We start from the raw sequence: 14,079 nt of genomic DNA, 5'->3' as shown, positions 1-14,079 counted from the left end.
CGGCAGTGCCGTCATCGTCCTGGGCGATCGACGGCACTGTCTCGCTGCCTGACGCGCATCTTGCCCAACACCACGTAAATTACCGACCCCGTCATGAGCCCCACCAGCATCAATGAAGGGAGCACGTTGAACACGGCCGTGCGGATTTCCTGGGCGATGTAACCCTCGGGATAGCCACCCACCACCCGGTAAGGGTAATGAGTGGATGCCAGTTCATGGGTAAATTCGGCGACAGAAGGCCTTTCACCGTGCAGGCTATCGCCATCCTTCCATACGGCGTGCTTGTCAAACTCGAGCACGAGTGTGAGTCCGTCTTTGAAAGCGTCAAGTTCAGAGCGTAATTGTATCGGAAAGCTTGTTGCAATCACGCCTGTTCTCTCACCTTGCAAGTGCATGTTCATCAACAGATAGCCCTGCGCATCCAGCATTTGGTGATCGAATGTCAAGAACTCTCCCGTCGAGGCGATTTCAGTCAGCACTTCAAGCGAGTCCGATGCGGAGTTGCAATAGGCCTTGCCGTCCTCGATAACTGCGAGCGACCTGAGCATTGAACGGCTGGTCACTTGGTCGACCAGGGCGCGTTTGATCCTACTGCAAGGCTGACCTGCTAGTGGCAGCGTACTCATGGCGACTTCATGCACACGGTCCAGGGCTTGATCGACGCTGAAAACCGCCTCGCGCACCGACACTTCAGCGTTCTCTTCTAGCTTGGCCTCCTGCTGATAGTTAATGACCAGCAGTCCCGAAAAGACAGGTACCAGACCTACTGCCATCAGCAGTACCAACTCAAGCAGGCTACGTCCCGCATGCACGAACTTGTCCATTGATAACCGTTCCTCAAGCCTCGCGCTGCCCAGGATGGGCGGCTGGTTTGATCCTAGGTCGTTGTCAAAAGCGGCACTGTAGGGGGAGAGCCGTGAAAGTGTGGGATTTGGTTAGGCTTGGTGTAGCTGTCATCCGTTTATCTAAACGGTATCGCAGCCGATCGACGCGCTCGCATCGGCGCATCCGGGGCAGGGAGGTCATTGTGTGGCGTTGGCCTATGCTAACGTGACACGTCGCACGAGCCCTGTGCGTAGGCCCACATCCAGACCACAGCCTTTGCTTTATGACGGAGAATCACATTGGTCGGCAAAAAAGGAACTAGAGCCCCAACCGCATCGGTCGCAAGGGAGCTGTCCAAACGCGCACTCTCGGGCGATTTGAAGGAACAGGTGATGCGCTTCGATTGGTCGCAAACGGCGCTAGGGGCCTTGCCACACTGGCCTGCCTGCCTGCGCATCGCCGTCGATACAATGTGTCACTCACCTTTTCCGTGTGCAGTGGTGTGGGGCAATCAGCTGACAGTCATCCCCAACGACGCCTATGTGGCGCTCAAGGGGGCGGCAGGCACATTGGGCGCGCGTTTCGATACGCTGTGGCACGACCAATGGGAGAGTCTGGGCCCGTATGTGTTCGACGCGCTAGCGGGCCGTTCCAGTTTTATCGAAGAAGCGCCAGTACGCGTCGGTCATTGCGATCACGCTGAAGGACCTTGGTGCGCCTTGGGTTATACCCCACTGAACGATGAGCTGGGGGAGGTTGCAGGGTTTGTCCATACAGTTATCGAAACCAGTGCGAACAAAGGAGGGCGTGAGCATTGGCGAAGCCTGGCCAAGTCTTTGGAGAGGCAGATTGCCTCTCATGTCAGTGAGCTGGAAAGGCTCTGGCAGCTCTCAAGCGACGCCATGATGACGGTCACCCCCGACCTCAAGCTGCACAATGTCAATCCCACCTGGCTAAGCCTTCTAGGATGGGAGCTGGAGCAGGTGCAGCACTTGCCCATTCTGTCCCTGGTCCATCCTGCAGACCTTGCGCAGGTCCAGCTAGCGATTGAATCGCTGCTGCATCGCAACGATACCCACCCGATCGAGACACGCTTGCGGCACCGTGAGGGTCACTACCACTGGTTCAGCTGGAGTGCGCGAGTGGGTGCGAGATTGGTGACCATCGTTGGGCGAGACATCACCGGCGCACGTGAAGACGCCATGCGTCAGTCCCGCATGTTGATGCGTAACACCGAGCGCATGGAGGCGGTGGGGCAGTTGGCCGGCGGCATGGGCAACGAGATGAACAACCTGCTAGCAGGCATTGGGGGGGGGCTGGAGTTACTGCAACTGCGGCTCCAGGAAGGGCGCCTGGAACGTGTAGAGGAGTACGTGAAGCTTTCTCGTGATTCGGTGCTACGCGCCATGGAGCTGACTCAACGCCTACTCGCTTTCTCTCGTGATCGGCCGTCGGCCCCGAGACCGCTTCATCTCAATCGCCAACTACGCCTAAGCGAGCCACTGCTGCTGAGCGCTCTGGGCCCCGAGATGCACATTGACTGGCAACTGGACGTCGCATCCTGGGTCGTGTCCTTGGACGTTGCGGCGTTGGAAAACGCACTGCTGTGCCTGTGCGCCAATGCGCGCGAGGCATGCCTTGGCAAGGGCACCGTGACAGTTCGGAGCGTCAACGAACGGCTGAGCGTGCCTTTTCCGGATGAAACAGGACTGCCTGCGGGCGACTATGTGGCCGTGCATGTCGCCGATGAAGGTCATGGCATGCCGGCCAGCGACGTGGCCAGGGCTTTCGAACCCTTCTTCACCAGCAAGCCTCCAGGTCGGGGTGCTGGGCTGGGGCTGTCGATGGTCTATGGTTTCGTACGTCAATCGGGTGGCTATGCGTGGATCGAGTCTGCAGTGGGCGAGGGGACCAAGGTGAGCATGCTGTTCCCCCGCTGCTTTGAGGCCGTTCACGAAGCGCCCGTCGGCCGCAAAAGCCCGGGTCGGGTGGGGAGCGGCGAGCGTGTATTGCTGGTAGACGATGAATTGAACCTGCGTACGGTGATGCGCGAATATTTGCTTGAATCTGGCTTCGATGTCACCGATGCCGCAGATGCCAATAGCGCTCTGCAGCGCTTTCGCCAGGATGAGCCGTTCGATCTGGTGGTTACCGACATCGGGTTACCCGGCAGCTTCAGTGGCAGGCAAGTGGCCAGGGCCATGCGCATGCTCAAGCCCGAACAAAAAATTCTGTTCATCACAGGCTATGCCCTGCAAGAGATCGAGTCAGACTCCATTCAACAGCCCGGAACGGCACTTCTGCGCAAGCCGTTCCAGCTGGCGCAGCTGGTGGAGCAGGTACTGGAGATGATCGACAACTGATACGGGGCTGCCGTATGCCTAAAGGTCTTTCTGCAGATAAGGATCATCCGGGTTCTGGCGCTCGAGTTCGGCGAGCAGCACCTGCACATTCTGCAACTGCCCGGACTCTTTCCAGTACTCGATCAGCAGGACTCTGGCTTGCCGATTGGCGGGCGTCCTGCTCAGAATGGCTTCCAACTGCCTTTGGGCCGCATCCAGTTGCTCAAGATCATGCAGGGTCTTGGCAAGGCTCAGACGATACTCGGCATTGTCCGGCTCTAGTTCCACCGCCCGTGACAGCGCCAGCAGTGCGTACTCCTGCTGGTCGTGACGAATCAGCCAACGGCCGAGCTCATGCTGCAAGAACGCCGAATCGGGGTTTGCTGCCAGCGCATCGGCCAGCACCTGACGTGAAGCATCCTGCGCCCCTTGGCGCTCAAGCAAGGTCACCTTCAACGCCACGGCATCGAGGTTACTGTCATCGCCTGCCAATGCCCGCTCGATGGCAGCGCCCGCCTTGGCATACTCGTCCTCGTGCAGGTACAGGCGGGCAAGCTGGACCTGAGCATCTACGTCCTGGGGCTGGGCGAGCAGAACCTCTTCCTGCGCTTGAATGGCGTTGTGCATGGCGCGGATGTAAAGGCCCATGCTGTCCGGGGCCACGCCCAGCAGCGCCGTTACAGCGGCAAAACGAACGCTCTGATCGCTGTCTTCGAGCAGGGGGCCAAGTATCACACTCCGCTGAGGCCCAGGCAGCAGACGGCTGATCGCGGACACGGCGGCGCGGCGTACGATGGCATCGGCATGGTTCAGGTCTGCCTGGGCCAGCTTGAAGGCTTGCGCAGACGGGTAGTTGGGGAGCTCGGCATACAGGGCCGCTCGGCGGATGGCCGGTAGGTCACGGCGCTGCAGCTGTTGGTACAAGACCCGTGCAGCGCCGGGCTGACCGTCATGTGCCTGGCGCAGTGCCTTCACGTAACTGTGCGGGGGCAGGGCTGGCTGTTCAGGCTCCACGTCGCGCCACAGATAGCCGAACAGCGCTGACAGCATCATCAACGCCAGCAGTGCAATCAGGTAGCGGGTACGTCTTGGCATCGGACGGTCCGTGTGTCAGGAGTGGCAAAGCTTGGGCCAGCCTACGGGCAAATGCAACCGGGGCTGGGCACGCGTGTGGCGGGCTGGGCGTGAAACCCCAAGCCTGAGCAAAAAAAGCCCCGCAGAACTGAATCGGCGGGGCAAACGGTCGGTCATGGACCCACCAAAGGAGCCTGTGGTGCTGCTGCTCAGTGCGAACTGGCCACCGTGTCGGGTTGCCAGCCGCCACCGAGTGCCTTGTAGATCGAAACGATCCCTCGATAGAGGTCGACCTCGCCAAGCGCCTGCGCATCTTCCGCACTCAGGCGCTCGCGCTCGGCATCGAGCAGCACCAGATAATCGACTGACCCCTCGCGGTAGCGGATCGACGCCAGGTCGGCCGCCTTGCGGCTGGCTTCGCTCTGACGCATCAGCGACAGCAGGCGCTGCTGGATCTTGTCGTAGTCGCTGAACGCGTTGGCCGACTCTTCCAGCGCCAACAGTACCTGCTGCTCATAATTGGCCAGCGCGCCTTGCGCGTCGGCCTTGGCGCCGCGCAGCCGTGCCCTCACGCTACCCAGGTCAAACGCCGCCCAGGTAATGCTGGGGCCCAACCCCCAGGCGCCCGCTGCCGAGGAGCCGAGCTGAGAGCCGCGCGCTGCGGTGAAGCCCAGGAAACCGCTCAGGCTCACCCGGGGAAACAGATCTGCCGTCGCCACCCCGACGTTGGCGGTGGCTGCGGCAAGCTGGCGCTCGGCGCTGCGGATGTCCGGACGGCGGCGCAGCAGTTCACCCGGATCGCCCACAGGCAGGGCCTTGGCGATGGCGGGCAGGGCCTTGGGCGAAAGGTCCACACCGATTGCGTCAGGCCGACGGCCCAGTAAGGTGGCGATGCGATGCCGCGACCTGGCCTGTTGAGCCTGCAACTGCGGCACACTGGCTTCAACCCCTGCCAGGCGCGCGTCGGCCCGCACCACGTCCAGTTCATTACCCACCCCGGTATCGCGCAACGTTTCAGTGATGGTACGTGACTGTTGCTGCGTCTTGAGGTTAGCCAAGGCAATGTGTTCACGCAGTTGCGCGCCGCGCAGCTGGCCATAAGCGTCGACCAGCTCGGCGATGAGACTGACCTGAAGTTGCTGAAGGTCGGCCGCCGCTGCTGCTTCCTGAGCCTGGCTGGCTTCGATCTGTCGGGAAATTCGCCCGAACAAGTCGACTTCCCACGCCATGTCCAGGCCCAGGTCATAGCGCTCGGCATTGACCCGGTGGTCGGTCTGGCCAGGCACCTGGCCTTTGCCCACTTCACTGCTGGCACGGCTTGTCACGACCGGGAACTGATCGTTTTCGGCATCGTCCCGAATTGCCCTAGCGGACTTAAGCCGTGCGAAAGCGACCTGTAGATCTCGGTTGCCCTCTAACGAGGCCTGCACCAGTTGGTTCAGGGTGGGGTCGTCGAACTGTTTCCACCACAGGCTCTCGAAACGAGTGCGGTCATAGGCCTTGGCTTGGGCGTCGACCTCCAGCTGGGCTGGAGCAGTGGCCGGAGCCTGGTAATCAGGTCCCACCGCGCAAGCCGCCAGGGCCAGGCTGAGCAGGCTCGGTGTCAGGTGTTTGAACAGATTCATGCAGGGTTCTCCAGCGGATGGACGCGCTCGGCCTTGCGGGCCTGACGTCGCTCGACAAAACGGCGGATCAGGAAGAAGAACACCGGCGTCAGGAACAGGCCGAACACCGTGACGCCGATCATCCCGGAGAACACCGCCACGCCCATGGCATGACGCATCTCCGAGCCCGCACCCGAGCTGAACACCAGCGGTACGACACCCATGATGAACGCGATGGACGTCATCAGGATCGGGCGCAAGCGCAGACGGCAGGCTTCGAGCACCGCAGCCAGGGGATCGAGGCCTTTGGCTTGCTCGTCCTTGGCGAACTCGACGATCAGGATGGCGTTCTTGCAGGCAAGCCCCACCAGGACGATGAGCCCGATCTGGGTGAATATGTTGTTGTCGCCTCCCGAGACAATGACCCCGGTGATGGCCGAGAGCAGCGTCATCGGCACGATCAGGATCACGGCCAAGGGCAGGCTCCAGCTCTCGTACTGGGCGGCCAGTACCAGGAACGCCAACAGCACGCACAACGGGAACACGAACAGCGCAGTGTTGCCCGAGAGGATCTGCTGGTAGGTCAGGTCCGTCCACTCGAAGGTCATGCCGTTGGGCAGTTCCTGCTTCAGAAGTTTCTCGATGGCTGCTTCGGCCTGGCCTGAACTGTATCCGGGCGCCGCTGCGCCATTGATTTCCGCGGTGATGAAGCCGTTATAGTGCATCACGCGGTCGGGCCCGGAGGTGTCGGTAACCTTGAGGAACGTGGCCAGTGGGATCATCTCGCCCCGGTTGTTGCGCACCTTCAGTTGGCCGATCTGCTCGGCGTCGAGTCGGAACTGCTGCTCGGCCTGCACGTTGACCTGGTAGGTACGTCCGAACCGGTTGAAGTCGTTGGTGTACAGCGACCCCAGGTACACCTGCAGGGTGTCGAAGATATCGTTGATGGCCACGCCGTGGGTCTTGGCTTTCTCGCGATCAATGGCCGCGTCGACCTGCGGCACATTGACCTGGTAGCTGGTGAACAGGCCCGCGAGCTCTGGCACCTCATGGCTCTTGGCAATGATGTTCTGGGTTTCCTTGTACAGCGCTTCGTAACCCAGGTTGCCACGGTCCTCAATCTGCAGGCGGAAGCCACCGATGGTACCCAGACCTTGCACGGGCGGCGGCGGGAAGATCGCGATGTAGGCGTCCTGAATGTCCGCGAACTGGGCGTTCAACGCCGCGGCGATGGCAGCTGCCGACTGGCTGGGGTCCTTGCGTTCGTCGAAGGGCTTGAGGGGAGTGAACACGATGCCGCTGTTGGGGCTGTTGGTGAAGCCGTTGATCGAAAGGCCCGGGAACGCGACAGAGTCCGCCACGCCCGGTTGCTTGAGGGCAATCTCGCTCATGCGCTTGATTACCGCTTCGGTGCGGTCAAGGCTGGCGGCATCTGGCAGCTGGGCGAAAGCCACCAGGTATTGCTTGTCCTGGGCAGGTACGAAACCCGTTGGCGTGGAGGAGAACCCCAGGTAGGTCAGGCCCATCAAACCGGCATAGACGAACAAGGCGATACCACTGGAGCGGATCACTCGGCGAACACCGCCTACGTAGCGATGGCTGGCGCGGTCGAAGAAGCGGTTGAACGGGGCAAAAAGCCAGCGGCCCAGCAACTTGTCCAGCAGCCGCGAGAACGTGTCCCGGGGTGCATGGTGGTCTTTGAGCAACACCGCTGCCAAGGCAGGGGACAGTGTCAGCGAGTTGAACGCCGAAATCACCGTAGAGATCGCAATGGTCAGGGCAAACTGCTTGTAGAACTGCCCGGTCAGCCCCGAGATGAACGCTGCAGGGACGAACACCGCGCACAACACCAAGGCGGTGGCGATAATCGGGCCTGTCACCTCGCTCATGGCTTTTTGCGTGGCCTCGAGCGGTTTGAGGCCCAGCCCGATGTTGCGCTCGACGTTTTCCACCACCACGATGGCGTCATCGACCACGATGCCGATTGCCAACACTAATCCGAACAAGGAAAGGGCGTTGAGCGAGAAGCCGAACAGGTGCATCACGGCAAAGGTGCCGATCAGCGATACCGGCACGGCCAGCAACGGAATGATCGATGCGCGCCAGGTCTGCAGGAACAGGATGACCACCAGCACGACTAACACCAGTGCTTCGAACAGCGTGTGCACCACCGCCTCGATCGAGCCGCGCACGAACACGGTGGGGTCGTAGACGATGCTGTAGTCCATGCCTTCGGGGAAGTCTTTCTTCAATTCCGCCATCTTCGCGCGCACTTCATCGGAGATCTCGATGGCGTTCGAGCCTGGGCGCTGGAAGATCGGGATGGCCACGGCGGGCTGGTTGTTTAGCAGCGAGCGCAGGGCGTACTGGCTGGAGCCCAGTTCGACGCGAGCGATATCCTTCAGGCGCGTGATTTCACCGTCCGCGCCGGCCCGGATGATGATGTTCTCGAATTCTTCCTCATTGACCAGGCGACCCTGGGTGTTGATCGAGAGCTGGAAGCTGGTGGAGCCTGGTGCGGGCGGAGCGCCCAGCTGTCCCGCAGCCACCTGGCGGTTCTGCTCGCGAATCGCGGTAACCACATCGGTGGCCGTCAGGTTGCGCGAGGCGGTCTTGTTAGGGTCCAGCCACACGCGCAAGGAATAGTCGCCCATGCCAAACAGTTGCACATCACCCACACCGCCCAGCCGCGCCAGCTCGTCCTTGATGTTCAAGATGGCGTAGTTGGACAGGTAGAGCATGTCATAGCGGTTGTCCGGTGAGGTCAGGTGCACGACCATGGTCAGGTCGGGCGAGGCCTTGTCCACCGTGATACCGATACGGGTCACTTCCTCGGGCAGCTTGGGCTGCGTGCGGGTCACACGGTTCTGCACCTGTACCTGGGCATTGTCCAGATCGGTCCCCAGGGCGAAGGTGATGGTCAGGGTCAGCTTGCCATCGGCGGTGGACTGCGAAGACATGTAGAGCATGTTCTCGACCCCGGTGATGGCTTGCTCCAGGGGCGCGGCGACGGTTTCGCCGATGACCTTGGGGTTGGCACCCGGGAAGTTGGCGCGCACGACGACCGTGGGCGGTACGACTTCGGGGTATTCGCTAATGGGCAACTGGAACAGCGATATGGAGCCGGCGATCAGCAGCACCAGTGACAGCACCGCCGCGAAGATGGGCCGGGTGATGAAGAATTTGGAGAAGTTCATCGGTGGGGTTCCTCAACCGCGCGGCGCAGGGGCGCTGGCGCCCTGGTTGGTGGTGCCGGCCACTTTGGCCGTGCCGGTGCTCGCTTCCAGCGCCTGACGTTGCTGGGCGAGTGCGGCCAGTGTCTGCTCACTGGCCATGGGCGCTTCTTCAGGAGTGACCTGAGAGCCCGGGCGCACGCGCTGCAGGCCCCTGACGACGATGCGATCGTCCTTGGCTAGCCCGCTGCGCACGATGCGCAAGCCCTCGAGCTTTGGCCCCAGCTCGACAGCGCGGTAGGCCGCCTTGTTGTCCTTGTCCATGACCAGCACGAACTTCTTGCCCAGATCGGTGCCCACCGCTTCATCGTTGATCAGCACAGCATCGTACTGTGCGCTGCCGACCAGTTTCAGGCGTGCATACAGGCCAGGGGTGAATTCACCGCGCTTGTTGTCGAACACGGCCCGGCCACGAATGGTGCCGGTGCGTGGGTTGACCTGGTTGTCGACGAAGTTCATCTGCCCTAGATGCGGGTTGCCAGTCTCGTTGGTCAGGCCCAGGTAGACCGGTGTGCTTTGCCCGCGCTGGCCTTGGCGGGCCAGCTGCGTGTACTTGAGGTAAACGCGTTCGTCAGCATCGAAATAGGCGTACACCTTGTCGGTGGAGACCACGCTGGTCAGAGGCGTGACGTCGGCAGTGACGATGTTGCCGGCGGTGAACTGCGCGCGGCTCACGCGGCCGTTGATAGGGGAGGTGACCCGGGTGAAGCTCAGGTTCAGACGTGCCAGGTCAAGTTGCGCCTGGATGGCATCTACGCCGGCGCGTGCTTCGGCCGCAGCGCTGTTGCGTGATTCTGCCAGTTCGGCGGAGATGGCATTGCTGTCTCGTAGCCGCTCGCCCCGGCGGGCTTCGTTGGCGCTTCGGATGGCACTGGCCTTGGCTTGTTGCAGCTGGGCCTCAAGGCGGCGGACCTCGGCCTGGAACGGCCGTGGGTCGATCTGGAACAGCAGGTCACCTTTGCGCACCTGGGCGCCTTCGGTGAACGCCACCTGGTCGATCTGACCCGAGACACGGGGGCGCACCTCGACGGTTTCCGGCGCTTCCAGGCGCCCGGTGAACTCGTCCCATTCGTTGATCGGCTGCTCGATCACCTTGGCCACGGTGACCTTTGGAGCCGCCGGGGCCTGCGCGGCATCGGGGGTTTTGCTGCAAGCGCCGAGCGCTACCACTGCAAGGGCTGCAAGTGGGACGCCGAAAGGTTTGAGTGACTGCTCCATGGAGAACTCCGCCAATATATTAGGAATGGGCGGAGTGTGAGTGTGTTGCGCGCGGGGAACGAATCGAATGGGCTGAAGGTTAATATCATGGCGAATGATATGAACCCGTCGCTTATCGCCTTCTGGCGATACGGCAGCTGCGATGGGGCGCTACAGGCGCCCCCAACAGCTCAGGGCTGGCTTGCACCCTTGCCGGTTGTGCCTTCCGAGCCAGTGCCGTCCATGCCTGGTAAATCCTGGTTGTCGTTCATCTGGGCTGGCGGGCTGTCTGGATCGTTGCCCTGTAGCCTTGGATCCGTATCACGGGGCATAGGCTTTTCAATCGGGTTGAGCGTGCTGTCTGCGCCTGGCTTGGGTGCCTGGTTGTGTGGGTCATCCGGGTAAGTAGGCCCGGTCCCGGCAGCGAGGGCCAGGGGTGAGGCGAGCAGGGCAAGCAGCAGGATGCTGGGGCGATTCATGGCAATCTCCTTAGCGACGGGCAGGGCAGGTTCGTAACCTTATGGCCTTGCCCGGCAGTTCAAAGTGCCAGCACCCCGATCAACGGTCACACCACCAACGACAGCGCCATGATGAACACGATGCCGACCACTGACAGCAGGGTCTCCATCATGCTCCAGGTTTTGAAGGTCTCGGCCACGGTCATGTTGAAGTACTGCTTGACCAGCCAGAACCCGGCATCGTTGACATGGGACAGAATCAGCGACCCGGCACCGGTCGCCAGCACCAGCAGTTCACGGTTCACCCCAGGCACCAGGTCGATCACAGGTGCCACGATCCCTGCGCCGGTAATGGTCGCCACGGTGGCAGACCCCGTGGCGATTCGAATGACCGCAGCGACCAACCAGGCTAGCAGAATCGGCGAGATCTCGGCTTGCACAGCCATTTGCCCGATCACGTTGCCAACGCCAGTATCGACCAGCATTTGCTTGAAGCCGCCGCCGGCGCCAACAATCAGGACAATCGCAGCCGTGGGCGCGAGGCTGTGATCGAGCATCTTCATGATCTGTTGGCGATTGAAACCGCGCGCCGAGCCAAAGGTGTAGAACGCCAGCAGCAAGGCGGCGAGCAATGCAGTGATAGGGTGCCCGATCAGGTCCATCCATTGGCGCACGATGTGCTCGGCAGGCAGCACCACGTCGGCGAAGGTCTTGAGCAGCATCAGTACCACCGGCAGCAACACGGTAATCAAGGTGACGCTGAAGCTCGGCAGGTTGGCCTGGTCCGATTCCTTGGCGATCTGGTCCATCAGCTCCTGGGAAGGGTGCCCGGGGATATAGCGCGAGATGAAGTTGCCGAACAGGGGGCCGGCGATAATGGCTGTGGGCAGGGCCACGATCAGGCCATAGAAGATGGTCTTGCCGATGTCGGCGTGGAAGATGCCGATGGCCAGCAACGGCCCTGGGTGCGGCGGTACCAGGCCGTGCACGACCGATAGGCCTGCCAGCAAGGGGATACCGATCTTGATCAGCGAGACCCCGGAGCGCCGCGCGACGATGAAGACCAGGGGGATGAGCAGGACGAAACCGATCTCGAAGAACAGCGGAATACCCACCAGAAAGGCAGCGAACATCATCGCCCAATGCACGTTCTTCTTGCCAAAGGCCCTGATCAGGGTTTGAGCGATCTGGTCAGCCCCGCCGGAATCGGCCATCAGCTTGCCCAGCATCGTCCCCAGTGCGAGCACGATGCCGACGAACCCCAGCACGCCTCCGAAGCCGTCCTGGAACGACTTCATGACCTTGGCTACCGGCATGCCAGAGGTCAGGCCAAGGAAACCGGCAGCCAGGGTGAGGGCGACGAAGGGGTGCACCTTGAAATGGGTGATAAGCAGAATCAGCCCGACGATGGTAACCAACGCGTCGAGGAGCAGGAAGGTATCAGTAGCCAGTCCGAACATGGTGTGTAGGCCTCGGTCTTATCGTTGTTTTTGGCGGAGCTTGGTGGGTAAGTCGTTGGTAAGACAGCGCTGTCTTGGCGATGCGAAGTGCGAGCAGGCTCAGGCAGTCTGCGCAACACTGTGCTCGGCGCAGCGCTTGAGCCAGCCGTCTACCGCCTCGGCGAGCGCAACGATCGGCTGGGTGGCATCCAGTGTCAGGGTAAGCGGTTCATCGTAGGGTGGCTCAAGGGCGGCGAACTGGCTCTGGATGAGGCTAGCCGGCATGAAATGCCCTGGTCGCGCCAGAACCCGTTGCTTAGCCTGGTCAGGGGTGAGCTCAAGAAAGACGAACATCAGCCCAGGCATCGCGCAACGCAGCGTGTCGCGGTAGCTGCGCTTGAGTGCGGAACAGGTGAGAATCGGTCGAGTGCCGGCCTGACTTATCGCTTGCATTTCCTCGCCCAGACGGACCAGCCAACCAGCACGGTCATTGTCATCCAGGGGGATACCGGCGCTCATCTTGTCGATATTGGCCTGCGGGTGAAAAGCGTCACCTTCGATCAGGTGCCCGCCGCTGTAGGCGGCGATGGCCGATGCGATGCAGCTCTTGCCGCAGCCGGCCACACCCATGACCACGATGGCGGGCAGTGGGGAATTCATCTGTACCTCCTGCAGGGTGGGACAGCGCTGTCTTAAGCTCGGGCAGCGCAGTCTCCCCAGTGTTATTGATCTTGTGCTTACGCAGTATGGACGCCGTGCGGCAATCACCTGAGGGCAACGTGCAAACAGCCGTTGCCTACGTCCTGAGACAGCGCTACCTTAGAGGCCGTTCCCAGTCCTTGCAAGTAGTAAAATTACAACATTATGGCCCGCATTGGTTCGCGCACTACTGGTCGTCCCACCCTGGCTGAAGTCGCCAGAATGTCCGGGGTTTCCCCCATAACTGCATCCCGGGCCTTGCGCGGCGTCACGACCGTGGCCCCTGAACTCGCTGCCAAGGTCATGGCTGCGGCCACGACCCTTGGCTACGTGGCCAATCCAGCCGCCCGGGCTTTGGCTTCTGCCCGCAGCCACTCGGTCGTGGTGCTCATACCGTCACTGTCCAACCAGTTGTTCATCGACACCCTCGAAGCCATCCATGATGTGATGCGCCCACGAGCGCTGGAGGTGCTGATCGGCAACTACCACTACGATACCGCCGAGGAAGAAAACCTCATCCGCAACTATCTGGCCTATCAGCCCTGTGGGATGCTGCTGACGGGTTTCGATCGCACTGACGCTTCACGTCAGATGCTCACGGCCAGTGGCGTCCCCTGCGTTCACATGATGGAACTGGATGGGGATGCCGACGCGTTGGCGGTAGGCTTTTCCCAGCACCAAGCGGGCCGGGCCGCGGCTCAACACCTGATCGAACGTGGTTGCACACGGCCTGGATTCATTGCGGCCCAGCTCGATCCCCGGGTCATGCAGCGGGCCGAGGGCTTTCGTCAGGCGTTGGCCGAAGCTGGGTTGCACGCGGCCGAGCGAGAGGTCCTGACCCCAGCACCGTCGTCCATCGCACTCGGCGGTGAGCTGTTCAGCCGCCTGATCAGGCAGGCGCCGGCAGTGGATGGTATCTTCTTTTGCAATGATGACCTCGCCCAGGGCGCTGTGCTTCAAGCGCTGCGCCAGGGCATCAATGTCCCGCAGCAGGTTGCCATGGTTGGCTTCAACGATCTGCCGGCTTCGGCGCACATGGTGCCCAGGCTTACTTCCATTCGCACGCCAAGGGCTGCGGTGGGGCGGGTCGCCGCCCAGGCATTGTTGACGCTGCTCGATGGCAAAGCCGTCACGCCAGCCCGGCAGGACCTGGGGTTTGAGTTGATGGTGCGAGAAAGCTCCTGAGATTCAACACCCAAGTGATGCGA

General features: G+C 61.6%; 10 protein-coding genes. 2 read left to right on the top strand and 8 right to left on the bottom strand.

The window, feature by feature from the left end:
* Positions 1 to 11: 11 nt before the first annotated feature.
* Positions 12 to 824: a CSS-motif domain-containing protein gene (locus tag FS777_RS20500; protein WP_058637760.1), complete on the bottom strand. Its 813-nt coding sequence runs from the start codon at positions 822 to 824 to the stop codon at positions 12 to 14.
* Between the two features lie 393 nt (positions 825 to 1,217).
* On the opposite strand from FS777_RS20500, the gene FS777_RS20495 reads away from it, so the two are divergent.
* Positions 1,218 to 3,188: a response regulator gene (locus FS777_RS20495; protein WP_081321284.1), complete on the top strand. Its 1,971-nt coding sequence runs from the start codon at positions 1,218 to 1,220 to the stop codon at positions 3,186 to 3,188.
* A gap of 18 nt (positions 3,189 to 3,206) precedes the next feature.
* Here the strand turns inward: FS777_RS20495 and FS777_RS20490 are convergent, their stop codons facing one another.
* The 7 genes from FS777_RS20490 to FS777_RS20460 all read right to left on the bottom strand — a co-directional run bounded on the left by FS777_RS20490 (position 3,207) and on the right by FS777_RS20460 (position 12,832).
* Positions 3,207 to 4,262 (bottom strand): HEAT repeat domain-containing protein, encoded by a 1,056-nt coding sequence (locus FS777_RS20490; RefSeq protein WP_145257420.1) that lies wholly within the window; start codon positions 4,260 to 4,262, stop codon positions 3,207 to 3,209.
* 188 nt (positions 4,263 to 4,450) lie between these two features.
* Positions 4,451 to 5,866 carry an efflux transporter outer membrane subunit gene (locus FS777_RS20485; RefSeq protein ID WP_145257417.1) on the bottom strand — a complete coding sequence of 472 codons (1,416 nt, stop codon included), beginning with the start codon at positions 5,864 to 5,866 and terminating at the stop codon, positions 4,451 to 4,453.
* On the bottom strand, positions 5,863 to 9,042 hold the full coding sequence (locus FS777_RS20480; protein WP_145257414.1) for an efflux RND transporter permease subunit: 3,180 nt from the start codon (positions 9,040 to 9,042) through the stop codon (positions 5,863 to 5,865). The genes FS777_RS20485 and FS777_RS20480 overlap by 4 nt, the downstream gene beginning before the upstream one ends.
* Before the next feature lie 12 nt (positions 9,043 to 9,054).
* Positions 9,055 to 10,296, bottom strand: coding sequence for a multidrug efflux RND transporter periplasmic adaptor subunit MexE (mexE, locus tag FS777_RS20475; RefSeq protein WP_058637755.1), 1,242 nt, complete (start codon positions 10,294 to 10,296; stop codon positions 9,055 to 9,057).
* Between the two features lie 170 nt (positions 10,297 to 10,466).
* The gene (locus FS777_RS20470) at positions 10,467 to 10,754 is read right to left on the bottom strand and encodes a hypothetical protein (protein ID WP_145257410.1); all 288 of its coding nucleotides are present in this window, start codon (positions 10,752 to 10,754) and stop codon (positions 10,467 to 10,469) included.
* Positions 10,755 to 10,840: 86 nt separating this feature from the next.
* Positions 10,841 to 12,193, bottom strand: coding sequence for a GntP family permease (locus tag FS777_RS20465; protein WP_027914937.1), 1,353 nt, complete (start codon positions 12,191 to 12,193; stop codon positions 10,841 to 10,843).
* A 99-nt stretch (positions 12,194 to 12,292) separates the two neighbouring features.
* Positions 12,293 to 12,832, bottom strand: coding sequence for a gluconokinase (locus FS777_RS20460; protein WP_058637754.1), 540 nt, complete (start codon positions 12,830 to 12,832; stop codon positions 12,293 to 12,295).
* Between the two features lie 204 nt (positions 12,833 to 13,036).
* Between FS777_RS20460 and FS777_RS20455 the strand changes: the two genes are divergently transcribed.
* Positions 13,037 to 14,056: a LacI family DNA-binding transcriptional regulator gene (locus FS777_RS20455; RefSeq protein ID WP_145257405.1), complete on the top strand. Its 1,020-nt coding sequence runs from the start codon at positions 13,037 to 13,039 to the stop codon at positions 14,054 to 14,056.
* Positions 14,057 to 14,079: the final 23 nt, after the last annotated feature.

Source organism: Pseudomonas sp. DE0157, from assembly GCF_007678615.1.
Lineage (GTDB): Bacteria > Pseudomonadota > Gammaproteobacteria > Pseudomonadales > Pseudomonadaceae > Aquipseudomonas > Aquipseudomonas parafulva_B.
Note: the sequence above shows the minus strand (reverse complement) of the source record. Positions and strands in the feature narration are given on the sequence as shown.